Source organism: Pseudomonas sp. Tn43, assembly GCF_014192635.1.
Taxonomy (GTDB): Bacteria; Pseudomonadota; Gammaproteobacteria; order Pseudomonadales; family Pseudomonadaceae; genus Aquipseudomonas.
Map to the genome: position 1 here is coordinate 118988 of NZ_JACHYG010000001.1, position 23172 is coordinate 142159.

A 23172-nucleotide genomic window follows, 5' to 3' on the forward strand; every position below is an offset into this window, starting at 1 on the left:
GCGTCGGTAAAAGTTCAGAGGGATTTGCCAAGTTTTTCGGGGAATCAAGTTCCCTGTTTACGGGTCAATCAACTTAAGCACGACTCACGCCACCTGCCACCGGAGACGGTATCAATGAGCATTCCCACCCCGCCTGAAACACCCGATCCGAACCTCGATGAGCCAACGGTACCGCCGCCACAACCCACACCGCCGACCGAGCCCGCCCCCGTCCCTGAACAGGAACCGCCAGGCACCAACCCGCCACCGCGCGAAGAGCCACCGACTGTGCAGCCACCGGAAATCGTCACCCCGGAATGATCATTCGCGTGGGGGGCGTTCCTTTTCCAACTGGCGCACCACGATCGGCATCACACCGAGAATCACCAACGCCAACAGCGTACTGAGCACCGCCGTCGCCTCGCGGCCCATTCCCGCCGAAACACCAATGGCTGCGGTCATCCACAAACCGGCGGCGGTGGTCAGGCCTTTGACATGGCCTTCATCGCCATCGCTGTTTTTCAGGATAGTCCCGGCGCCGAGAAAGCCGATGCCGGCGATCACGCCCTGCACCACCCGGCTCATGGCATCGGCCTGGGATCCTGACATCTGCGGCACCAGCACAAACAATGCCGCGCCAAGCGCCACCAGCATGTGGGTGCGAACCCCGGCAGCCTTGCCCTTTTGCTCGCGTTCAAAACCGAGAATGCCGCCCAGCAAGGCGGCCATCAGCAAGCGCACGGTAATGCGCGTCAATTGCGACGCATCGCCAATGTCGGTGAACTCCGCTTGCAACGTCTCCCAAACCTCGTGCCACCAAGCGTCCATGGCGCAGCCCTTGTGAAGATTCAATGACTCGATAGAGGATGGACCGCACCCACCATTAATCGGTTGCACCGAACGATGACCGGCGGATGCGCCCTAACACTTCAGACTCCGCCGAAAAAAGGACGCCTCCATGACCGTGCGCATCGAAAACCAGACCTGCTTCTTCATCACCCCAAACGGCGAAGAAATCCGTCTTTGCCCTGACGTGACAATCATCACCGACGGGGAAAAATCCATGTCGGCGGTCGATCTCGACGGCCAGCGCATCTACATCACCGAAGCAGAAGCCGATGCATTAACCGTAGCAGGCGCAGTGGATGAACGCCGGCATTTGAAGGCCACGGACAGTGATTCGGTGATTTGACTGACCCGCATCAATACACCCCGCCAACAAAGGGCACAGGTGTTGGCGGCCAGCCATTACCGGTGCATCAAGTTGTCGCAGGCAAGCGCGTACAACCCATCTGATCCGCTTTTTATTGCTTTAGCTGAGTCTGTTATGCAAACAGATCGCTGGTCATAGTGCTCAGGCCTGATGGAGGCTGATGAGCGAAAGACCATGAGCGATAGAATCCCCGTCCGAACCATAGAACCTGCCGCATTCATAAAAAACAATGAGCCTTTGCCATCAAAGATAAAGGCCAAATCCAGCGACAACCTGATCCACACCCGCAGCTTCAAGGGCGTATTCCGCACCTTGCGCATCAGTGGCGCGGGTGTTCTGTTTCTGCTGTTCTTCGGTACGGTATGGCTGAATTGGGGCGGTCGCCAGGCGGTGCTCTGGGATCTTTCCGAAAGCAAATTCCACATCTTCGGCGCGACCTTCTGGCCACAGGATTTCATCCTGCTTTCGGCGCTGCTGATCATTGCCGCGTTCGGCCTGTTTGCAATTACCGTATTCGCTGGCCGGGTCTGGTGCGGCTATACCTGCCCGCAGAGTTCCTGGACCTGGATCTTCATGTGGTGCGAGAAGCTCACCGAAGGCGAGCGCAACCAGCGGATCAAACTGCAAGCCGCACCCTGGGGCCTGAACAAACTGGTCCGCCGCTCGGCCAAACACACCTTGTGGCTGGCGATCAGCTTGCTCACCGGCCTGACCTTTGTCGGCTACTTCACGCCGATCCGTCCGCTGGCCGAAGAACTGCTGACCTTGCAAATCGGCGGTATCAGCCTGTTTTGGGTCCTGTTTTTTACCGGGGCCACTTACATCAATGCCGGGTGGTTGCGCGAAGCAGTGTGCATGCACATGTGCCCGTATGCGCGGTTCCAGAGCGTGATGTTCGACAAGGACACCCTGACCATTTCCTATGACGTGGCCCGCGGCGAAAAGCGTGGCCCGCGCAAACGTGAGGTAAAACCCGCCGAGGTCGGACTGGGTGATTGCATCGATTGCCAATTGTGCGTGCAGGTCTGCCCGACCGGCATCGACATTCGCGACGGCTTGCAGATGGAATGCATCGGATGCGCCGCGTGCATCGACGCCTGTGATTCGATCATGGACAAAATGGGCTACGCCCGTGGGCTGATCAGCTACACCTCGGAGCATGAACTGCAAGGTGGCAAGACGCACCTGCTACGGCCGCGACTGATCGGCTACAGCGCCGTGCTGCTGGTGATGATCGGCGCCCTCGCCCTGGCGTTGGTGGAACGGCCGATGGTGTCGCTGGACGTGAGCAAGGACCGTGGCCTGTTCCGCGAGAACAGTGAAGGCCAGATCGAAAACATCTACAGCTTGAAGGTCATCAACAAGACCCAGCAACGTCAGGATTATCGATTGACACTGGTTGAAGGCGACGGCTTCCAGCTGCATGGCAAGACCGAACTGAGCCTGGCACCGGGCGAGATTGTGGATGTGCCGGTGTCAGTGGCGATGACCACGGAACGACCGAGCAGCAGCTCGCAGACCATCAGCTTCAAGATTGTCGACAGTGATGAACCGGCTATCTACAGCGTGGCCAAGAGCCGGTTTGTTGCACCGATGAACCGTTGAGCCTTTAAGATGCAGTCCTTTGTCAGATGCGATCTTCTGTGGCGAGGGGGCTCGCCCCCGTTCGGCTGCGAAGCAGTCGCAAAACCAGACGACTCGGTCTGTCTGAAAAATGTAGAGGGGCCGCTTCGCGACCCAACGGGGGCAAGCCCCCTCGCCACAAAATGCACAATTCACTAACCGGGCACTCGATGAAACGCTACGAAAAATTCGCCGACGACATCGCTGAACTGATCCGCTCCGGCGTCCTCGGTCCTGGCCAGCGGGTGCCTTCGGTGCGCTACGCCAGCCAGACTTACGGGGTCAGCCCATCCACGGTGTTCCAGGCCTATTACCTGCTTGAGCGCCGCGGCCTGATCCGTGCCCGGCCACGCTCCGGCTACTTCGTCAATGCGCATGCACCGAGCCCGTTTTCGGAGCCGGTGATCAGCAGCCAGGTCAACGAGTCCACCGAAGTCGACGTCAGCGAACTGGTGTTCTCGGTACTGGACTCGATCAAGGACCCGAACACCGTGCCCTTCGGCTCGGCGTTTCCCAGCCCCACGCTGTTTCCGCTGCAACGCCTGTCCCGCTCACTGGCCAGCGCCGCCCGGGAGATGGACCCGCGCATGGTGGTCACCGACATGTCGCCGGGCAACCCGCAACTGCGTCGGCAAATCGCCCTGCGCTACATGGTCGGCGGGCTGATGCTGCCCATGGAAGAATTGCTGATCACTAACGGCGCGCTGGAAGCGCTGAACCTGTGCTTGCAAGCGGTCACCGAACCCGGCGATCTGGTGGCCATCGAAGCCCCGGCGTTCTACGCCAGCCTGCAAGTGCTGGAACGGTTGAAGCTCAAAGCGGTGGAAATTCCCGTGCACCCGCGCGACGGCATTGACCTTGGTGTGCTGGCCCAAACCCTGGAACGGCATCCGATCAAGGCTTGCTGGTGCATGACCAGTTTCCAGAATCCGATGGGCGCGACCATGCCCGAGGCGAAGAAGCAGGAGCTGGTGGAGTTGTTGCGCAGTCACCAGGTGCCGCTGATCGAGGACGACGTCTACGCCGAGCTTTATTACGGGCAGCAGGCGCCAAAACCGGCCAAGGCCTTCGATACCGAGGGCCTGGTGATGCACTGCGGTTCGTTCGCCAAGAGCCTGGCCCCCGGGTACCGCATCGGCTGGGTCGCGGCCGGGCGTTATGCGCAGAAGATTGAGCGCCTGAAACTGATGACCTCACTCTGCGCCTCGATGCCGGCCCAGGCCGCCATCGCCGATTACCTGCAACACGGCGGCTACGACCGGCACCTGCGCAAACTGCGCTATGCCCTGGAAGAACAGCAAAGTGCCATGCTCGCCGCCATCGCCCGCTACTTCCCCGCCCAGACCCGCGTCAGCCAGCCGGCGGGAGGGTACTTTTTGTGGCTGGAACTGCCGCCGCAGATGGATTCGTTGAAGTTGTTTCAGATGGCGCTGGCGCAAGGGATCAGCATCGCGCCGGGGCCGATTTTCTCGCCAACCCAGCGGTTCAGGAATTGTATTCGGCTGAACTATGGCAGCCCTTGGACCGAGGATTCGGAGAAGGCGATGGAGACGTTGGGGCGGATTGTCAGATCCTTCTAAAATCAAAAGATCGCAGCCTTCGGCAGCTCCTACAGGGAATTAGCGTACACCTGTAGGAGCTGCCGAAGGCTGCGATCTTTTGATCTTGCTCCTGACTCTTACCGCCCACCACCAAGGTCAACGAAAGTCCCCGTCGCATAAGACGCCTTATCCGACAACAACCACACAATCGCTTCCGCCACTTCATCCGGCCGCCCGCCCCGGGCCATCGGGATTGCCGACTCCAGCTTGCTGACCCGGTCCGGATCGCCGCTCAATGCATGGAAATCGGTGTAGATGTAGCCAGGGCGCACAGCGTTGACGCGAATACCCTCGCCCGCCACTTCCTTGGACAGACCGATGGTGAACGTGTCCAGTGCGCCTTTGGACGCTGCATAGTCGACATATTCGCTGGGGGCACCCAAGCGGGCCGCAACCGACGACACATTGACGATGCTGCCGCCCTGCCCGCCATGTTTGGGCGACATGCGCAAGATCGCGTGTTTGGCGCAAAGGATCGGCGCCAGGACGTTGGTCTTGAGGATTTTCAGAATACGGAATTCGGACATTTCGTCGATCCGCGACTTTTGCCCGACCGTGCCGGCGTTGTTCACCAGCGCCGTGACCCGCCCCAGTTCGGTGTCTACGCGGTGGAACAGGCCGATCACTTCGTCTTCGATGCTGACATCGGCGCGCACCGCAATGGCTTGGGCGCCGAGTGCGCGCACTTGCTCCAGCACTGCGTGCGCCGCCTGTTCGTCGGACTGATAGTTGATACAGATCCGATAGCCCTGTTCTGCGGCCAACAGGGCCGTGGCGGCACCGATTCCGCGGCTGCCGCCGGTGATGACGATGACTTTGTCCATGCTGGCATTCCCCCGTTTCAAGCGTATGCAGTCGGGGCCAAGAATAACCGCCATCGGCGGGTTTTGCATGAACCTGCGTCAATTCCAATGACGACAACCTGTGGCGAGGGGGCTCCGTGGCGAGGGGGCTTGCCCCCGTTGGGCTGCGAAGCGGCCCCCTTCGATTTTTCATCCTGACCGAGTTGCCTGAATTTACGACTGCTTCGCAGCCGAACGGGGGCAAGCCCCCTCGCCACAGAGCTCCCTCGCCACAGGTCTGCCCCCAATAAGCTGCCAGGTTTCAGCCAGCCGCCAATTGCTCCCCACGGTGAATATCGGCCATGAAGCGATCGGCCGGCAGCGGATGCCCCAGCAGGTAACCCTGCAAGGAATCGCAACCCAACTGGGTCAGGAAGTCTTGCTGGACACCGGTTTCCACCCCTTCGGCGACAATCCGCAAGCCCAGGGCCTGGCCGAGGGCGACGATGGCCGAGACGATGGCCGCGTCGTCGCTGTCGTGTTCCAGATCGCGGACGAAACCCCGGTCGATCTTCAGCTCATTGGCCGGCAGGCGCTTGAGGTACATCAAGCTCGAATAGCCGGTACCAAAGTCATCAATGGACAGGTCGACGCCCATTTCCGAGAGGTCCTGCAGCACCGTCATGCTCGCGTCGGCGTCGCTCATGGCGGTGGTTTCGGTGATTTCCAGGGTCAGGCTATTGGCCGGAAGATGATGAGTGGCCAGCGCCTTGGCCACGCTCTGGACCAAGCCGGCATGGCAGAACTGCAAGGCCGAGAGGTTCACCGCGATGCGCCAGTCGGTGTAACCGAGCATGTACCACTCGCGCATCTGACGGCAGGCTTCGTTGAGCACCCACTCGCCAATCGGAATGATCAGCCCGGTCTTCTCCGCAAGATCGATGAAGCTGTCCGGCTGCAGTATGCCTTGGGTCGGGTGCATCCAGCGCAGCAACGCCTCGGCGCCCACCGCGCGGCCATTGCCAGCGTCGAACTTGGGTTGGTAATAGAGACTGAACTGTTGCTGATCGAGGGCGTTGCGCAGGTCTTGCAGCAATTGCAGTTGTTTGCGCGCGTTGCTGTTCATCGAGGCATCGAAGAAACGATGACCGTTTTTCCCGGCGCCCTTGGCATGGTACATCGCAGCGTCGGCATTCATCAGCAACTCCTCGGCGGTCTGACCGTTGCCGGGATAGAGTGCGATGCCGACGCTGGCGGAAATCTGCAAGTCATGCTCCGCAACCCGGAACGAGCGCGCGATCAGCCCCACCTGGCGCTCCGCCAGGTTCAGCGCGTCATTCGGCTCGGCGAGTTGCACCAGCAATACAAATTCATCGCCGCCGATCCGCGCCAGGGTGTCCTGGCTACGCAAATCTTCACGCAAGCGCAGGCCGACCTCACGCAGCAACTGGTCGCCCATGTGGTGCCCAAAAGCATCGTTGACCGGTTTGAAGCCATCCAGATCAATGAACATCAACGCAAAACAGCCACCCTGCTCCTGCACCCTCGACATCGCCTGATCGATACGGTCGGCCAGCAATACCCGGTTCGGCAGCCCGGTCAGGGTATCGTGCAGCGCCAATTGGGTGAGCTCGCGATTGGCCTCGGTCAGCGAGTGGGCCAGGTCGGCGGTGCGAGCCTCCAGGCGTGCATCGAGGATCGAGGTCAGCAAGGCAATGCTCAATACGGCAAGGGTGGTGATCAGAATCAGGTTGTCCAGGCCCTCGCCGTTCAGGCCATCGGCTGCCGCGCCACAGAAGCTGCCGTCGGCAAAACGTGCCGCGGCCATGCCGGTGTAGTGCATGCCGACGATGGCGATGCCCATGATCACCGCCGCACCGCCGCGGATCAGGCGAACATAAGGCGCCTGCCGACGCAGGCGGAAAGCGATCCACAATGCCGCGCCCGACGCGCCGACGGCAATCAGCAATGAGGCGCTGAACAGTGCAGGGTCGTAATCGATGCCCGGCTGCATACGCATGGCGGCCATGCCGGTGTAATGCATCGCACTGATGCCTGCGCCCATCACCAGCGCACCGAACGCCAGTTGCCAGGCCGGCAGTTGTGGCTGGCTCACCAGCCACAAGGCAAAACCGCAGGACAGGACCGCGATCAATAACGACAGCGCCGTGAGGGTAACGTCGTAGCCCAGGTCGATCGGCAATGTGAACGCGAGCATGCCGATGAAATGCATCGACCACACGCCAATCCCCATCGCAAAAGCGCCGCCCGCCGTCCACAGATGCACTGCCCGGCCTGTGGCCGTGGCGATGCGACCGGTGAGGTCGAGCGCGGTATAAGAGGCAAGTATCGCCACACAAAGCGATATGAAAACCAGCGTAAGGGAATAACTACCAATGAGCATGGGACTTCTCGCGACCGCCCCCGCCGTGCTGTGTTCGTTGTCGGGGAGCAAAGTCGGCGATTGTACTGATTCCGTGGACGAACGCACTCACAAAGTCATCAAAAGGCCATCAAGGTGATGAAGCATTTGTGTGACTGCTGCACAAGCCTCCTGTAGCAGCTGCCGAGCCTGCGAGGCTGCGTTCGGCGGCGCAGCCGTCGCAAACCCTATATGCAAGGTTTTCCTGACACACCGCGATGCTGATTTCACGACGGCTGCGCCGCCGAACGCAGCCTCGCAGGCTCGGCAGCTGCTACGGGCTACCGTTCGCTATTGATCGTTCCCACGCTCTGCGTGGGAATGCAGCCAGGGACGCTCCGCGTCCCATGCAGAAGCGGACGCGGAGCGTCCGGTGAGGCGTTCCCACGCAGAGCGTGGGAACGATCATGCGCTATGGCTTGTCGCTCACCTGAAGCTGCCCGTCCCACCCGCCGCCCAGTGCGGCGATCAATTGCACGCTGGCGATCAAGCGGCTCTGCAGCAAGCTCAGCACGTTGCGCTCGTTGCTCAACGCCGTGGCCTGAACCACCACCACATCCAGATAGGCAATCAGCCCGGCCCGGTACTGATTGCGGGTCAAACGCAAGGACTCGCGCGCCGCCTCCAGGGCTTCCTGACGCACCTTGGCTTCGTCTTCCAGCACCTTGAGCTGCACCAGATAGTTTTCCACTTCACGGAAGCCGTCGAGCACGGTCTGGCGGTATTTAGCGACGGTTTCGTCATAGGCCGCTTCGCTGCGATCGACTTCCGCCGAGCGCTGCCCACCATCGAACAAGGTCATGGCCAGTTGCGGGCCGACCGACCAGAAGCGGTTGGGCACGCTGATCCAGTTGTTAGAGGTGCTGCTGCTATAACCGCCGTTCAGGCTCAGGGTCAGATCCGGGTAATAGGCGGCTTTGGCCACGCCAATATTGGCGTTGGCGGCCATCACCGAGCGCTCGGCGGCGGCGATGTCCGGACGGCGTTCCAGCAACTGCGAAGGCAGGCTCAGCGGCACCTGCGGCAAAGCCGGGATGTCTTGGGTTTCAGCCAGGCTGAATTCGGCCGGCGGCAGACCAATCAATACAGCAATGGCGTTCTCGAACTGCGCGCGCTGCCAGATCAGGTCCACCATCTCTGCCTGAGTGCTTTTGAGCTGCGTGGTGGCCTGCGCCACGGCGTCCTTGCCGGAGACACCGGCGCGGTACTGGTTTTCGGTCATGGTCAGCGAGCGCTGATAGGCCTCGACCGTCGCTTCCAGCAGGCGTTTCTGCTGATCGATCACCCGCAGTTGCAGGTAGTTCTGCACCAGTTCCGATTGTTGGCTCAGGCGCATCGCCGCCAGGTCGGCAAAACTCGCCTCGGCGTTGGCGGTGTCAGCTTCCAGGCCTCGGCGCAATTTGCCCCAGACATCCGCTTCCCAACTGACCCCGGCCTGCGCGGTGTAGGTGTCGCGAATACCGCTGGAGGAACTGCTCAGGCTCGAACTGCTGCTACCGGTGCCCTGGCTGGAACGGGTTTTCCCGACGGTCAGGTCCACCGTCGGGAAAAACGCCCCCCGGGCGCTGCGCACCAAGGCCTGGGCCTGGCGGTACTGGGCTTCGGACTGGGCGACAGTCTGGTTGGCGCTGTTGAGTTTTTCGATCAGGCCATTGAGCTGCTGATCGCCATACAGCTCCCACCAGGCACCACGGGCCAGAGAATCGCTGGGATTGGCCTGACGCCAGCCAGCCGCTTCCTTGTACTGGGCTGGCGCGGCGGCTTGCGGGCGCTGGTAATCCGGGCCGATGGCGCAGGCACTGAGCATCGCCACGCACAGCGACAGACCCAGCAAACGCGAGCGCTGCGCCGTGATCAGCGGTGCAGCCAGGTTGATAAGCGAACGGTCAGTCATAGCGGAGTTTCCAAAGCGGCATCGGTACGCACTCCACGCCAGCGGTTGAACCGATGGCGCAGATTGTCGAGATAGAGGTAAACCACCGGGGTGGTGTAAAGCGTCAGCACCTGGCTGAAGACCAGCCCGCCGATGATGGTCAGGCCCAATGGCTGACGCATTTCCGCCCCTTCGGCATGGCTCAGCAACAGCGGCAAGGCGCCGAGGATTGCCGCCAGCGTGGTCATCAGAATCGGTCGCAGCCGTTGCAGGCAAGCGCTGCGGATCGACTCCAGCGGCTCCAGACCCTGGTGCCGTTCCAGTTGCAGCGCCAGGTCGATCATCAGAATCGCGTTTTTCTTCACCACGCCGATCAGCAGGAACAGCCCGAGCAAGGAAATCAGACTGAACTCACCACCGAGCACATAGATCGACAGCAACGCCCCAACCCCGGCCGACGGCAAGGTCGAGAGAATGGTCAGCGGGTGAATGTAGCTTTCATAAAGCACGCCCAGCACCAGATACACCGCCACCAGCGCGCCGAGAATCATCCACGGCTGGCTTTTCTGGGTCGCGGCAAACGCATTGGCGGTACCGGCCATTTTCGCGATGACGTCTTCCGGCAAACCGACCCTGGCAATTGCCCGTTCAATGGCCGCCGAGCCCTGCTCCACCGTCACGCCTTCGGCCATGTCGAAGGCAATGCTCTCCGAAGCGAACTGGCCTTCGTGGCTGACCCGGTCGTCTTCCAGGCTGTTTTCATAATGCGCGATGGTCGACAACGGAATCCGCGCACCGTCAGCAGTGATCACTTTGACCTGATTGAGGGTGATCGGATCCTGAGCGTATTTCGGGTTGACCTCCATCACCACCTGGTATTGGTTGAGGCTGTCATAGATCGTTGAAATCTGCCGCTGGCTGTAGGCGTTGTTCAACACCGCGGTGACCATGTCCATGTCCACGCCCAGACGCTTGGCCTGATCGCGATCGACGATCAGGGTCACTTGCTGGGCGCCACGGCCTTCGCGCGCATCAATTGCCGTCAATTCCGGCAGCGCCTTGAGGGCGGTGACGACTTTCGGATACCACTGGCGCAACGCGCCGAGATCGCCGCTTTGCAGGATGTAGGAATATTGCGAAGAGGTCTGCTCGCGGCCACCGCCAAATTGCAGGTCCTGATCCGCCATCAGCATCAATTGCGCACCGGGCACCTTGGGCATTTCCTTGCGCAGGCGCTCGATGACTTTTTGCGCGGACAGGCTGCGTTCCTTGATCGGCTTGAGGCGCACCAGCATGAAGGCGTTGTTGATGCCGTTGCTGCCACCGATGAACCCGGCGACGCTTTCCACCGCCTCGTCCTTGAGCACGGCGCGGCGGAAAATTTCCATCTTCGGTTGCATCACGCTGAATGACAGCCCATCGTCGCCGCGCACGAAACCGATCAATTGGCCAGTGTCTTGCTGAGGCAAAAATGTTTTAGGAACAACGACATACAGCGCGATGTTCACGCCAATCGTCACGATCAGACTGAGCAAGGTCAGCCGACGGTGACGCAATACCCAGTCAAGGCTGGTGGCGTATTTGCCGACCATCCACTCGTTGGTCCGCTGGCTCCAGCGCTGCAGGCGGTTTTCCTGCCCTGGCGTGTGCGGCTTGAGCCAGCGCGCGCAGAGCATTGGCGTCAGTGTCAGCGACACCAGCAATGACACTACGATGGCCGCCGCCAGGGTGATGGAAAACTCGCGGAACAGGCTTTCGACGATCCCGCCCATGAACAGGATCGACAGGAACACCGCCACCAGCGAGACGTTCATCGACAGCAGCGTGAAGCCGACTTCCCGGGCCCCGAGGTAGGCCGCCTTCATCGGCGGCACGCCCTTGTCGATGTGCCGGGAGATGTTCTCCAGCACCACAATGGCGTCGTCCACCACCAGCCCGGTGGCCAGAATCAGCGCCATCAGCGACAGGTTGTTCAGGGAGAACCCGTAGACGTACATCACCGCAAACGTGCCCACCAGCGACACCGGCACCGCCAGGGTCGGAATCAGCGAGGCGCGCAAGTTACCGAGGAACAGGAACACCACCAGAATCACCAGCGCCACGGCAATCAGCAACGTCATTTCCGCTTCATGCAGGGTAGCCTTGATCACCGGCGAACGGTCCATTGCCAGATTCAACTTGACGCTGGCCGGCAGCACCGCCTGTAACGCCGGCAACTGCGCCTTGATCTCGTTGACCGTCTCGATGATGTTGGCGCCGGCCTGGCGGTTGATCACCAGCAACACCGCCGCGTCGTCATTGAAAAAGCCGCTGTTGTAGCGGTCTTCGACGCCGTCGCTGACCTTGGCCACATCCTTCAGGCGCAAGGCGGCGCCATCGGCGTAGTGAATGATCAGCGACTCGTAATCCTGGGCCTTTTCCAGCTGATCGTTGGCCTGCACCTGCCACAGCCGCTGGCTGTCTTCGACCGAGCCCTTGGGCCGGCGCACGTTGGCGTTGGCGATGGTGTTGCGCACGTCGTCCAGCGCCACGCCGTATTGGTTCAGTGCCTGGGGTTCGAGTTCGATGCGCACCGCCGGCAACGAACTGCCGCCGATCTGCACTTCCCCCACGCCCTGCACCTGGGACAGGCTCTGGGACAGGATCGTCGAGGCGAGGTCGTAGAGCTGGCCTTTTTCCAGCACATCCGAGGTCAGCGACAACACCATGATCGGCGCCTGGGACGGGTTGACCTTCTTGTAGGTCGGCATGCTGCGCATCCCGCTGGGCAGCAAGTTGCGCGAAGCGTTGATCGCCGCCTGCACTTCCCGCGCCGCGCCGTTGATGTCGCGGTCCAGGTCAAACTGCAGAATCACCCGCGTCGAACCCTGGCTGGACCGGCTGCTCATGGTGTTGACCCCGGCGATGGCGCCGAAGGAACGCTCCAGTGGCGTGGCCACAGTCGAGGCCATGACCTCCGGGCTCGCACCGGGCAAGCTGGCCTGGACCACGATCACCGGGAAGTCCATCTGCGGCAGCGGCGATACCGGTAACAGGCCGAAGCTCACGCCGCCCAGCAGCATGATCGCCAGGGAAAGCAGCATGGTTGCCACGGGACGTTTGATGAAAGGACCTGATAGATTCATAGGTGGCAACCACTAGCTGCAAGCTGCAAGCTGCAAGTTAAAGCTGTGCGGCGTCCCCGCTGTTCTCTTGCAGCTTGAAGCTTGAAGCTTGTAACTGCGTTCACGACGCACCTCACACGGCCTCTCCCGCGCCGGATTTCGTCCAACGCCGCCCCAACCGATCGAAAGCCAGGTAAATAACCGGTGTTGTGAAAAGCGTCAAAATCTGACTCACCAGCAAGCCACCGACCATCACCAGACCCAACGGCTGACGCAATTCCGCGCCGGAACCGGTGGCCAGCATCAGCGGCACCGCGCCGAACAATGCCGCCAGGGTGGTCATCAGAATCGGCCGGAAGCGCAGCAGCGCGGCCTGATAGATCGCCGTTTCCGGGTCGATGCCCTGATTGCGTTCCGCCTCAAGCGCGAAGTCGATCATCATGATCGCGTTCTTTTTCACGATACCGATCAGCAAAATAATGCCGATGATTGCGATCATCCCCAGGTCATTGCCGCTCAACAGCAACGCCAGCAACGCGCCAACCGCCGCCGAGGGCAAGGTCGAGAGAATGGTGATCGGGTGAATGTAGCTCTCGTAAAGCACGCCAAGCACGATGTACATGGTCACCACCGCCGCCAGGATCAGCAGCAAGGTACTCGACAGCGATGCCTGGAACGCTTCGGCCGCGCCCTGGAACTGGGTCTGCACGCCAATCGGCATGCCGATGTCTTTCTGCACCTGATCGATGATCTCGACCGCATGCCCCAACGCCACGCCGGGTGCCAGGTTGAAGGACATCATCACCGCCGGGAACTGGCCGATGTGAGTGATCGCCAGTTGCGCCTGACGTTCCTCGACATGCGCCAGACTGGACAGGCGCACCTGCCCGCCATCGGTGGTCTTGACGTGAATCTGGTTCAGCGCATCCGGGCCGATTTTCTCGCCGGACTGCGATTGCAGCACCACGCGGTATTGGCTGGCCTGGGTGTAAATGGTGGAAATCTGCCGCTGGCCGAAGGCGTCGTACAGTGCGTCGGTGATGTTCGACACCGATACGCCGACCCGCGACGCCGCATCACGGTCGATCACCAGATACACCTGCAAGCCCTTGTCCTGCAAATCGCTGGCGACGTCGGTCAGCTCCGGCCGTTGCGCCAGGGCTTCCACCAGACGCCCGCTCCACAGGCTGAGCAACTCGGAATCCGGCGACGACATGCTGAACTGGTACTGCGTGCGGCTGACCCGGTCTTCGATGGTCAGGTCCTGTACCGGCTGCATGAACAGGCGAATGCCAATCAGTTTGTTCAGCTCCGGTTGCAGACGCGCGATCACTTCGGTGGCACTCAGGTCGCGCTCGCTGTGGGATTTGAGGTTGATCAGCAGCCGGCCACTGTTCAGCGTCGAGTTGTCGCCATCGACCCCGATGTAGGACGACAGGCTCTCCACCGCCGGATCCGCCAGGATCACCTTGGCCAGTTCCTGCTGGCGCTCGCTCATCGCCGCGAAGGAAATCGACTGTGGCGCCTCGGAGATACCCTGGATCACCCCGGTGTCCTGCACCGGGAAGAAGCCCTTGGGCACCACCATGTACAGGAAGACGGTCAATGCCAGCGTGCCGATGGCCACCATCAGGGTCAGCGGCTGGTGCTTGAGAACCCACTTTAACTTGCGCCCGTAAGCCTCGATCATCCAATCAATTGCGGCGCCGCTGGAGCGGTAAAACCGACCCTGCTCCGCCGCCTTGGGCTCACGCTTGAGCAGTCGCGCGCACATCATTGGCGTCAGGGTCAGGGACACCACAAGTGAAATCAGGATCGCCACTGCCAACGTGATCGCGAACTCACGGAACAAGCGCCCCACCACGTCGGCCATGAACAGCAGTGGAATCAGCACCGCGATCAGCGACAGTGTCAGGGAAATGAGGGTAAAGCCAATCTGCTTGGCGCCCTTGAGGGCCGCTTGCAGCGGGCTGTCGCCCTCTTCGATGTATCGGGAAATGTTCTCCAGCATGACGATCGCATCGTCCACCACAAAACCGGTGGCGATGGTCAGCGCCATCAGGGTCAGGTTATTGACCGAGAACCCCGCCAGGTACATCACACCGAAGGTGCCGATCAACGACAGTGGCACGGCCACCGACGGAATGATCGTGGCGCTGGCCCGTCGCAGGAACAGGAACGTGACCATCACCACCAGCGCGATGGCGATCAGCAATTCATGTTGCACGTCGGTGACCGAGGCGCGGATGGTCTGGGTGCGGTCGGTGAGCACTGTGACGTCAAGGCCAGCCGGCAGGTTGTCGGTGATGCTCGGCAACAAGGCCTTGATCCGGTCGACCACTTCGATGACGTTGGCGCCGGGCTGACGCTGGATGTTCAGCAGCACGGCCTGGTTTTCATTGGCCCATGCCGCCAGCCGCTCGTTCTCCGCACCGTCGACGATTTCTGCCACGTCCTTGAGCCGCAACGGCGCGCCGTTGCTGTAGGCGAGGATCAGGTTGGCGTAGTCCTTGGGTGATGTCAGTTGGTCATTGGCGTCGAGCATCGACACGCGGGTCGGGCCGTCGAAGTTGCCTTTGGGCTGGTTGACGTTGGAGGCGCCGATCAACGTGCGCACGTCCGACAGGTTCAGGCCGTTGGCCGCCAGGGCCTCGGGGTTGACCTTGATGCGCACCGCCTGACGCTGGCCACCGGCAATGCTGACCATGCCGACACCGCTGATCTGGGCAATTTTCTGCGCCATGCGCGTGTCGACCAGATCATTGAGCTTGGGCAACAGCATGGTTTTGGACGTAATGGCCAGGGTCAGCACCGGGGTGTCCGCCGGGTTGACCTTGTTGTACACCGGCGGTGCCGGCAGATCCTTGGGCAGCAAATTGGTCGCGGCGTTGATCGCGGCCTGCACCTGCTGCTCGGCGACGTCCATGTTGATGTCGAGGCTGAACCGCAGGGTCAGCACCGAGGCGCCGCCAGAACTGGTGGATGCCATTTGGGTCAGCCCGGGCATTTGCCCGAACTGACGCTCCAGCGGCGCAGTCACGGCGCTGGTCATGACATCCGGGCTGGCGCCGGGATAGAGCGTCATGACGCGAATGGTCGGGTAATCGACCTGGGGCAATGCCGACACCGGCAGCAGCCGATAAGCGATCACACCGGCCAGAATAATCGCCAGCATGCTCAGGGTCGTGGCGACCGGGCGAAGGATGAACAGCCGCGAGATGTTCATGCGCCGCCCTTTTTCGCCTTGTCGGTGGTCGCGGGTTCAGTCGCCTCGGCCGCCGATTTGCCTTGCAGGTGCTCGGTCGGAGTCGTCGGCACATCCTTGCTGTCGTTGACGACTTCCACTTCGCTGCCTTCTTTCAGGCGGTCAGTGCCTTCCAGCACCACCCGATCGCCAACGGCCAGGCCTTCGGTGATCACCGTGTTGTCACCGTCACTGGCGCCGACTTTCAACTGGCGGATAGTGACTTTCTTCTCACCGTCCATGGCATAGACGAACGTGCCGTTGGTGCCGAACTGGATCGCCGCCGAGGGCGCAAGCACCACGCCTTTGAGGGTATCGGCCAGCAAGTGGACGTTGACGAACTGGTTGGGGAACAGCGCTTGATCGCGGTTCTCGTAGCGGGCCTTGAATTTCAGGGTGCCGGTGGTGACGTCGATCTGGTTGTCCAGGCTCTGCAACACGCCAGTGGCCTGCAATTTGGTATCACCCCGGTCCCAGGCTTCGGCGGGCAGCTTGGCACCGGTGCGATAGCGGGCCAGCACGGTGTCCAGGCTGTTTTCCGGCAAGGTGAACGCCACGCTGATCGGCTGGGTCTGGGTGATGATCACCAGCGCCGTGGTGTCGTTGGCCGCCACGAGGTTGCCGACGTCCAGCTGACGCAGGCCCACGCGCCCGGTGATCGGGGCGCGAATTTTAGTGAATTCCAGATTGAGTTTGGCGTCGTTGACCGCCGCCTGATTGGTCTTGACCGTGCCCTGGTACTGGGCGACCAGTGCTTCGGCGGTGTCCAAGGTTTGCTTGGCGATACTGTCTTCGCGGTACAGGCCGCGATAGCGCTCGACATCAACCTGCGCGTTTTTCAGTTGCGCCTGATTCTGCAGCAAGGTGCCTTCAGCCTGGAGCAAGGCGTTCTGGTAAGGACGCGGATCGATCTCGGCCAGCAGGTCGCCTGCCTTGACCATCTGCCCTTCTTCGAACCAGATCTTGACCAGTTCGCCGCCCACCCGGCTACGCACATTGATGGTGTTCAGCGCGGTCACCGTGCCCAGCGCCTTGTAATACAGCGGGAAGTCGCCTTGGACCGCCGGCGCCACGCGCACCGGTACCGGACCGGACGCCCCGCCGAACCCTGGACGCATCCCTCCCGACCTGCCGGTTTGCCCGGCAACGGCTTTCTGCCCTGCACCTTCTTTCGGCGCCGCGCCGCCGGGCCAGAATTTCCAGCACAGAGCGGCGATGACCAACAGGACAAACAGGCCGAACAGCCAGCGACGAGGATTGCGGGAAGCGGAGGATTGCATGGAATGATCAACCATTGGGCGCGTGAAGCTTCTTTTCTACATGAGGCTGAACGATAAGCACTGGCGGGTATTAAGCAAAGCGCCTTTACCGGCAATTTACCTTTGGCTTACGTAACAGGAGATTTATCTAAAACACTGAAGCACAAATGAAAACGGCCTGGACAGGGCCAGGCCGTTAACAATTGTAAAAGCAGACTTATTTCAGCACTGCGAGCGCTGCGTCGTAGTTAGGTTCCTCAGCGATTTCCTTGACCAGTTCGCTGTGCAGGACCTTGTCGTTTTCGTCCAGTACCACGACGGCACGGGCGGTCAGGCCTTTGAGTGGGCCATCGGCAATCGCCACGCCGTAGTTCTCGATGAACTCGGCACCGCGCAGGGTCGACAGGTTCTGGACGTTTTCCAGACCTTCGGCACCGCAAAAACGAGCCTGGGCGAACGGCAGGTCAGCGGAGATGCACAGCACGACGGTGTTGGCGATGTCATTGGCCTGGGCGTTGAACTTGCGAACCGAAGTGGCGCAGGTCGGGGTGTCGATACTTGGGAAGATGTTCAGCACTTTGCGCTTGCCGGCGAAATCCTTCAGGGAAACATCCGACAGATTGCCGGCAACCAGGGTAAAGGCTGGCGCCTGGGAACCGGCTTGTGGCAATTGGCCGTTGACTTGAACCGGGTTGCCTTTAAGAGTGACTTGAGCCATGAACGGAGTCCTTCTGAACGTGAGTGTAGAGAATTTTGACGAGGCGGAAGTTAACCACGAAATGGTCTGGCGACCTATGCCCAAATACAAAGCAAAATGTGTTGCAGAACCTCACAAACAACACAACCCCCGGTAGGAGCGAGGCTTGCCCGCGAAGAGGGACAGTCAGTCGCATCAATGTTGCCTGACACACCGCCTTCGCGGGCAAGCCTCGCTCCTACAGATAAATGTCAGCCCAGCAATCCAAGCATATTGCGATGCCGCGCTTCGAAAATCCGCCGCATGTACCCATTGACCACCAGCCATTCCAATGGCGCGCCGCCAATCGCCGCATAGGTCACCCGGTCGGTGTACAGCGTACCGCCCTTGCCCGCCGCCACACGGTGTTCATGACGAAAGGCACGCAACGGCCCCTCGAGCATTTCATCGACGAAATGCGTCTCACCGACCTCGCGGATCACCACCGTCCAGCTCGACGGGATCAGGTTGAACATCCAGTGCCGAAAGCGAAACTGGCGACCGGCTTCGATGCGCAGGTTACTCAAATCGATCTCGCTCAACAGCGTGACTCGCTCTGGAAAGATCTTCGGGAAGTTCATGCCTTCCAGACAGAAGTCGAGGACTTGCTCGGGGGTACGATTGGGGATCAGGGTGGTGAGTTCCAGTACAGGCATAAGCCGTAACATTTCCTTTGTTTGGCGGGGTGGCTGAAAGCGACAGCACTAGGACTTTGCTTGAGCAATGGTTATTTTAGGGTATTCGTTCCGGTCTCTGAACATGATGTAAAGCGGGTCCAGGCCAGATTCCAGCGGGAACACCACTACATAGTCATCGAAACGAATCGCAGCCATGTCACTGAAGGATTCCAACACAGGCACAGGCGATGAGCGAAGGAATCCCAGTCGATACTCGGGGGCTGGCGTCAGGGTCGAGATGGTTTCAAGGTTAGCTGGCGCGCTCCAGCTCACCATTGCCGGGGCGGGCCCGTCAGCGGTAAAACAATAAGTCTTCATCTGCTCATTCCAGACAGCCGCTCGCACCCTCACCCTGGACGACAATACGTTGCCATTAGTCGGCGTAATGGCCACCTGTCGCAACGTGTTTATTTCTCTCAGCCCTCGGGACATCGTTCCTGGTGGAACGGCGTGCGTGCCGCTGCTCATCCTGAAAGGAAGATCGACTTCGGCCCCCGTCGCGGCCAGGCCTTGCCAGTCCTGGCTCTCGATCGGCAGCAACTCGAGCAGTGGAACGGTGAGCCCATACCTTTCCACTTCGGCCCGGCTGGCGAATTCAAATTGCAGCACGGCTGCGTATTGACCTTGATGGTCTTGGGCTCCCGAGGTGATCTGCCAGGTAAACTCCGCCACCGCCGAGCGTATGGCTTTTTGCAGTGCTACCCGATGGGTCTCCAAGGGTTGCGAAAGGCCGCCATCAAGGAAAATACCCGGTCGCGCATTGGCAAAGGCATGTGGCGCAAAAAGCAAATCGCCCGCCTGGGTCGGCCCTGCTCCCTGCTGATAACGCTGATCAACGAGTTGTGTTTGCGCAACCGCCAGCAGCGCTTCGGCATCCACTTGAAAACGATGGAGACGTTGATTGATTTCATTCAACTTCGCCAGATAACGGTCGTGAGTGGCATTGATCTGCTGGGCGATACTTTGCCACTGCGCGAGTTCGGACCGGGCGTAGGATAGCTCGCGCCGGGCGCTGTCTCTTTTGAACCCGATGCTCATTTTCCAGAATTCGTATCGGCGGGCTGCCAGGCGCGCTTGAAACTCAGAAGCCTCCAGAGCACGGATGTCCGCCTCGCGCCCATGGACGTCCATTTGGGCGTTCTGTCGCTGACGCATGTATTTGATCTGTTGCTCGAATACACTGAGTGCCGTTTCTGCCGCCCGTTCTGAGTCCGCCAGATCTACAGCGACTTTCTGTACATCAGCCAGGTTCCAGGCGATACGTTGCTGTGTCATCTGCGCCGGGGTCAACGGTGCTCCCGGTCTTGCAGCAACCGGACGAGGAACAGGAACGCCCTCCCCTTTTAATGCGGCACGCCCCTGTTTGTGGTGCCAGTCTTTGACGTAGTACACGACCGAGCCCGATGAATAAGTGTTCGTATCGTCCTCTGGCGGATAAAACAGCAGGTCGGCCCCTTTGGGATCACCGACGATGCTGTCGAAATGATTGATCAGTCGGTCGTGGTCCTGTTTCGGCAGATCGACGGCCCAGATTCTGTTCACCAGGGCCTGGAATTCCGATTCGGTGTAATCCTTGAGTGTTGTTTTAAGTTCCATCTTTATTGCTTCCTTGTGTAGCTTGGACAAACTTCCGAAAACAATGGCACCTGCCCATTTCGCTATGAACAGATGCCAGTTAGCCACCGAGCTGAATTACTCGGATTTGAAGCCAGGTTTATTATTGGCTGCGCGCCACTCTTTGACTTCCTTCAGGATACCTTCGGGACTGTCTTCTTGGCCTTCCTTGGGGTAGAAGATGACGTCTGAGCGGCCGGGGTGTTCGGTAATCGCCTCAAAATGATCCAGGAGCTTTTCCCGATAGACTTCCAAGGCTATCCCCTTCAAACCGCTTGTTTGATGGAAAAACTCCCCTAGAAAATTTAAAAACTCTTCCTCGGTGTAGTCCTCCAACCGCCCTTTTAGAATCATTGATTATTCTCCTTGTGCAGATGAATATGACGTTTCGGAGTCATTACCGAAATATTATCCAAACCGTAAACATCCCCACCTTTCGAAATTTCTACCTGATGATGGAGTTCGAAAGCCTTACGCCCCCCAACTTGATCCACAAGGACCGAAAAAGGTGCAGACCCATCTCGCATTCTGTCCAAATTAGATTTACTAAACTGCTGACTCAATTCCACATCCGCCGCAACAGCCCTCCAAAACGCCCGCCTGAATCCATGGAAATTACGAAACTCCATCGACCGCAACTTATCCGCGATCTGCTCGGGAATCGGTGCCCCCTCCGCTCGTGCCGCATCCCCCAACCATATTCCTGAAACCGACTGCCCAACCCCCATCGCCACACCAGGATCATCACGCCGATCCAGAAACAGGACATCCGACGAAGGCAACTCCATATCCGCCGGGTACCCAGGAATATTGGCACCCATCAGCCCTTCGTCAACAGCCGGAAACGTCTCGTTTTGCGGTAGGACCGGGATGATCGGTCTGCCGGGATAAACCGCTGGAATCGACGGTTTCACCGGTAAGGTTGTAGGACCGAGGTGTTCGATACCCGGCGGAACCAGGGGTGTCCAGGTTCCGCCGCCGACCGGACGAATCGGCCAAGGCAGGACCGCAGGAGTGATCCCCAGCCGTCCCTGGATGCTTTGCGGCGTGGTAATGCTGATTTTGTCGAGGTTGAAAGGATTGGCGCCGAACTCTGCCCGCTCCTGATAGCGCAGTTCGAACTCGCGTCGCTCACCAACCCAGGTACTTTTCGGCGCGTACGGCGCGAAGCCTTGTTCGATGCGTTTTTTGTTCACCCCATCAAAACGGCTAACGAGCGCCGGGTGCTCGCCCAGCGTTCGCCACAGCGCTTGATCAAACGCCTCGAACGAGTTGATTTCGCGACCTCGAAACTGATCGCCGACTTGCGTCGGAATCGCTGCGCCCGTCTCCTTGCTCGCCGTTTTCCACCAGTCAGCCGTGGCCGGTTGACCGTTTCCGGTGACGATGCCCGAGCCCATGGGTGGCAGATTGAAGGACAGGTACGTCGGCGGCAGGCCCGGTACGCAAACAATGCAGTCCTGAATGCGCAGGTCGACACCCGCCGGGATGTCCTGGATCTGCGGCGTCAACATCGCCAGCCCCGCCTGGCTCGTCGTGGCAGCCTGAGCGGCAGCGTTCGGCGCGAATTGAAGGTGCCTGGTCGGGAATCCGGGGATCTGTGCGTTGTAGAACCCGGTCAGCGGGTCAAGTACCGCATTGATGACCGGCACATCAGCATCAATCTCATCGCCCGTAGTGACAGCAATGATGGCGGTGCCCTCCGGCACGGCTTCGGGTTTGAGCCGGTATGCCGCCTCCACCGAGCCACCGGAATCAGCAATCGATTGCAGTGCTCGACCATCGGAAAGCCCCAGCGCTTGCGCAGGAATGGCGACAGCCTGGAACAAACGCCGACGTTGCTCAGGGCTCAACTCGCCATGACCGAGGGTGGGCGAATACACCATCGCGGTGACGAACACCGGCCCCGTTTTTGCAGCAATGCGTCCGAAATCGATGAGGGTGTTGACGGCAGACTGGACCGCCGCCTCAAGCGCTGCCGCCGCTTGCCGCGCCACGAATGCGCCGTCACGCGTCAAAACCATCCCGCCAGCGGTAACCGAAGTAACAGGAGCCGTCAGCGTATTGGCCTGCCGGACCCGTTCTATGCGCGCATCTTCATCGGCCTGCTGCTTGAAGCGAATACGCGCTTCACGCTGCTCGACGTACTGACGCTGGGCCTCCCATACGGCTTCCCTCTCGCGCCAGACAACCGTCTGCTCGGCGTGATACTTGGCCAGCGCATTGGATTTATCCGTAAGCGCATTGATTTGCGATGTCAGCAACCGCGCTTCATGGGCCGCGTTGTAGGCGTTTTCCCAAATTTGGTGACCGTCATTGAGCGCCTGACCGAACGCCCCCAATCGCGTCAGGTAATCATCCGAGGTGCGGGTAAATGGATCGTGCCCATCGAAGGACCGGGCAACCGCGTTTTTTGCATTGAGCTCAGCGGTCTTGCGGGCGATGAGCCCGTCGATTTCGTTTTTTTCCTTGGTGATCAGATAAAGCTGCCAGCGCTCGCTCGAGTCGCTGTTGGGCGCCCGTCGCGCCGCCGAGATTTCGCGCTCAAGGGATGGCTTGAGTTGTGCGGCCGTCTCGGCGAAGCGTCGATCCACTTCGGCTCGGATGGCGTCATGACGCTGCGCCAGCCCCGCCAGAAACTGGTGAAGAGCCTGGACGCGGGCCTCTTCCTGAGCTTGTGCGGCAGCAGCTTGCGCTCGTGCGGCCTCGGCTTGAGCCTGCACACGCGCTTTTTCTTGTGCTTGGCGATGCGCTTCCATAGCCCGTTTGCGGGCCCTTTTTCTCTTCCTGCTGCTCGTACCGCCGAATCCGCCTGAAACCCCTCCGCCTACGCTAAAAACGCTGCCCGAGGATGAGGGTCCCGGCTTGATAACAACTTCCCCTGTCGATTCATCGTTTAATGTGTTTTGTGCCATACAGTCTCTCCTTGTCTGTAGGGCACAGCCTGTCGATGCAACCGCAGTCAGGTGCGGTACATAGTTATCGGTGTGGATTTAAATCAAGGTGCTATTTGAGGGAATCAATCACCCTCACAGGTAACAAATC

The 23172-nt window shown here is 60.2% G+C and carries 16 protein-coding genes; 4 read left to right on the forward strand and 12 right to left on the reverse strand.

Annotated elements, in window-relative coordinates:
• The first annotated feature begins 114 nt into the window (after nt 1-114).
• Entirely contained in the window at nt 115-300 is a 186-nt protein-coding gene (locus tag FHW68_RS00495; protein WP_183678088.1) for a hypothetical protein, read from the forward strand.
• On the opposite strand, the gene FHW68_RS00500 is transcribed toward FHW68_RS00495, so the two are convergent.
• Nucleotides 301-807 (reverse strand): MgtC/SapB family protein, encoded by a 507-nt coding sequence (locus FHW68_RS00500; RefSeq protein WP_095631461.1) that lies wholly within the window; start codon nt 805-807, stop codon nt 301-303.
• Between the two features lie 130 nt (nt 808-937).
• Here FHW68_RS00500 and FHW68_RS00505 point away from each other — a divergent pair, with 130 nt between their 5' ends.
• From FHW68_RS00505 to mapR, 3 genes are all read left to right on the forward strand, one after another.
• Entirely contained in the window at nt 938-1171 is a 234-nt protein-coding gene (locus FHW68_RS00505; protein ID WP_095631462.1) for a DUF3203 family protein, read from the forward strand.
• 195 nt (nt 1172-1366) lie between these two features.
• A complete protein-coding gene (gene ccoG / locus FHW68_RS00510; RefSeq protein WP_183678089.1) occupies nt 1367-2797 on the forward strand; it encodes a cytochrome c oxidase accessory protein CcoG in 1431 nt (476 codons plus the stop codon).
• Nucleotides 2798-2985: 188 nt separating this feature from the next.
• Entirely contained in the window at nt 2986-4395 is a 1410-nt protein-coding gene (gene mapR, locus FHW68_RS00515; protein ID WP_048397653.1) for a GntR family transcriptional regulator MpaR, read from the forward strand.
• A 98-nt stretch (nt 4396-4493) separates the two neighbouring features.
• On the opposite strand, the gene FHW68_RS00520 is transcribed toward mapR, so the two are convergent.
• From FHW68_RS00520 to FHW68_RS00570, 11 genes are all read right to left on the reverse strand, one after another.
• The gene (locus FHW68_RS00520; protein ID WP_095631465.1) at nt 4494-5240 is read right to left on the reverse strand and encodes an SDR family oxidoreductase; all 747 of its coding nucleotides are present in this window, start codon (nt 5238-5240) and stop codon (nt 4494-4496) included.
• A 280-nt stretch (nt 5241-5520) separates the two neighbouring features.
• Nucleotides 5521-7602 (reverse strand): bifunctional diguanylate cyclase/phosphodiesterase, encoded by a 2082-nt coding sequence (locus FHW68_RS00525; protein WP_183678093.1) that lies wholly within the window; start codon nt 7600-7602, stop codon nt 5521-5523.
• 430 nt (nt 7603-8032) lie between these two features.
• Complete coding sequence (locus FHW68_RS00530) at nt 8033-9514, reverse strand: efflux transporter outer membrane subunit (protein ID WP_095631467.1); 1482 nt, start codon at nt 9512-9514, stop codon at nt 8033-8035.
• A complete protein-coding gene (locus FHW68_RS00535; protein WP_183678095.1) occupies nt 9511-12618 on the reverse strand; it encodes an efflux RND transporter permease subunit in 3108 nt (1035 codons plus the stop codon). The genes FHW68_RS00530 and FHW68_RS00535 overlap by 4 nt, the downstream gene beginning before the upstream one ends.
• Before the next feature lie 112 nt (nt 12619-12730).
• Complete coding sequence (locus FHW68_RS00540; RefSeq protein ID WP_183678097.1) at nt 12731-15823, reverse strand: MdtB/MuxB family multidrug efflux RND transporter permease subunit; 3093 nt, start codon at nt 15821-15823, stop codon at nt 12731-12733.
• Nucleotides 15820-17136 (reverse strand): MdtA/MuxA family multidrug efflux RND transporter periplasmic adaptor subunit, encoded by a 1317-nt coding sequence (locus tag FHW68_RS00545; protein ID WP_095631470.1) that lies wholly within the window; start codon nt 17134-17136, stop codon nt 15820-15822. Before FHW68_RS00545 ends, FHW68_RS00540 begins: the two co-directional genes overlap by 4 nt.
• A 181-nt stretch (nt 17137-17317) precedes the next feature.
• Nucleotides 17318-17818 carry a thiol peroxidase gene (tpx, locus tag FHW68_RS00550; RefSeq protein ID WP_095631471.1) on the reverse strand — a complete coding sequence of 167 codons (501 nt, stop codon included), beginning with the start codon at nt 17816-17818 and terminating at the stop codon, nt 17318-17320.
• A 230-nt stretch (nt 17819-18048) separates the two neighbouring features.
• Nucleotides 18049-18492, reverse strand: a complete 444-nt coding sequence (locus tag FHW68_RS00555) for a polyketide cyclase (RefSeq protein WP_095635101.1) — start codon at nt 18490-18492, stop codon at nt 18049-18051.
• 48 nt (nt 18493-18540) lie between these two features.
• The gene (locus FHW68_RS00560; RefSeq protein WP_183678099.1) at nt 18541-20109 is read right to left on the reverse strand and encodes an S-type pyocin domain-containing protein; all 1569 of its coding nucleotides are present in this window, start codon (nt 20107-20109) and stop codon (nt 18541-18543) included.
• A 96-nt stretch (nt 20110-20205) separates the two neighbouring features.
• A complete protein-coding gene (locus FHW68_RS00565) occupies nt 20206-20481 on the reverse strand; it encodes a bacteriocin immunity protein (protein WP_183678101.1) in 276 nt (91 codons plus the stop codon).
• On the reverse strand, nt 20478-23042 hold the full coding sequence (locus tag FHW68_RS00570) for an S-type pyocin domain-containing protein (RefSeq protein WP_183678103.1): 2565 nt from the start codon (nt 23040-23042) through the stop codon (nt 20478-20480). Before FHW68_RS00570 ends, FHW68_RS00565 begins: the two co-directional genes overlap by 4 nt.
• Between the last annotated feature and the right edge of the window lie 130 nt (nt 23043-23172).

Coding starts and splice junctions, on each gene's coding strand:
- FHW68_RS00495 (WP_183678088.1), top strand. CDS start 115: ATGAGCATTCCCACCCCGCCTGAAACACCCGATCCGAACCTCGATGAG.
- FHW68_RS00500 (WP_095631461.1), bottom strand. CDS start 807: ATGGACGCTTGGTGGCACGAGGTTTGGGAGACGTTGCAAGCGGAGTTC.
- FHW68_RS00505 (WP_095631462.1), top strand. CDS start 938: ATGACCGTGCGCATCGAAAACCAGACCTGCTTCTTCATCACCCCAAAC.
- ccoG (WP_183678089.1), top strand. CDS start 1,367: ATGAGCGATAGAATCCCCGTCCGAACCATAGAACCTGCCGCATTCATA.
- mapR (WP_048397653.1), top strand. CDS start 2,986: ATGAAACGCTACGAAAAATTCGCCGACGACATCGCTGAACTGATCCGC.
- FHW68_RS00520 (WP_095631465.1), bottom strand. CDS start 5,240: ATGGACAAAGTCATCGTCATCACCGGCGGCAGCCGCGGAATCGGTGCC.
- FHW68_RS00525 (WP_183678093.1), bottom strand. CDS start 7,602: ATGCTCATTGGTAGTTATTCCCTTACGCTGGTTTTCATATCGCTTTGT.
- FHW68_RS00530 (WP_095631467.1), bottom strand. CDS start 9,514: ATGACTGACCGTTCGCTTATCAACCTGGCTGCACCGCTGATCACGGCG.
- FHW68_RS00535 (WP_183678095.1), bottom strand. CDS start 12,618: ATGAATCTATCAGGTCCTTTCATCAAACGTCCCGTGGCAACCATGCTG.
- FHW68_RS00540 (WP_183678097.1), bottom strand. CDS start 15,823: ATGAACATCTCGCGGCTGTTCATCCTTCGCCCGGTCGCCACGACCCTG.
- FHW68_RS00545 (WP_095631470.1), bottom strand. CDS start 17,136: ATGGTTGATCATTCCATGCAATCCTCCGCTTCCCGCAATCCTCGTCGC.
- tpx (WP_095631471.1), bottom strand. CDS start 17,818: ATGGCTCAAGTCACTCTTAAAGGCAACCCGGTTCAAGTCAACGGCCAA.
- FHW68_RS00555 (WP_095635101.1), bottom strand. CDS start 18,492: ATGCCTGTACTGGAACTCACCACCCTGATCCCCAATCGTACCCCCGAG.
- FHW68_RS00560 (WP_183678099.1), bottom strand. CDS start 20,109: ATGGAACTTAAAACAACACTCAAGGATTACACCGAATCGGAATTCCAG.
- FHW68_RS00565 (WP_183678101.1), bottom strand. CDS start 20,481: ATGATTCTAAAAGGGCGGTTGGAGGACTACACCGAGGAAGAGTTTTTA.
- FHW68_RS00570 (WP_183678103.1), bottom strand. CDS start 23,042: ATGGCACAAAACACATTAAACGATGAATCGACAGGGGAAGTTGTTATC.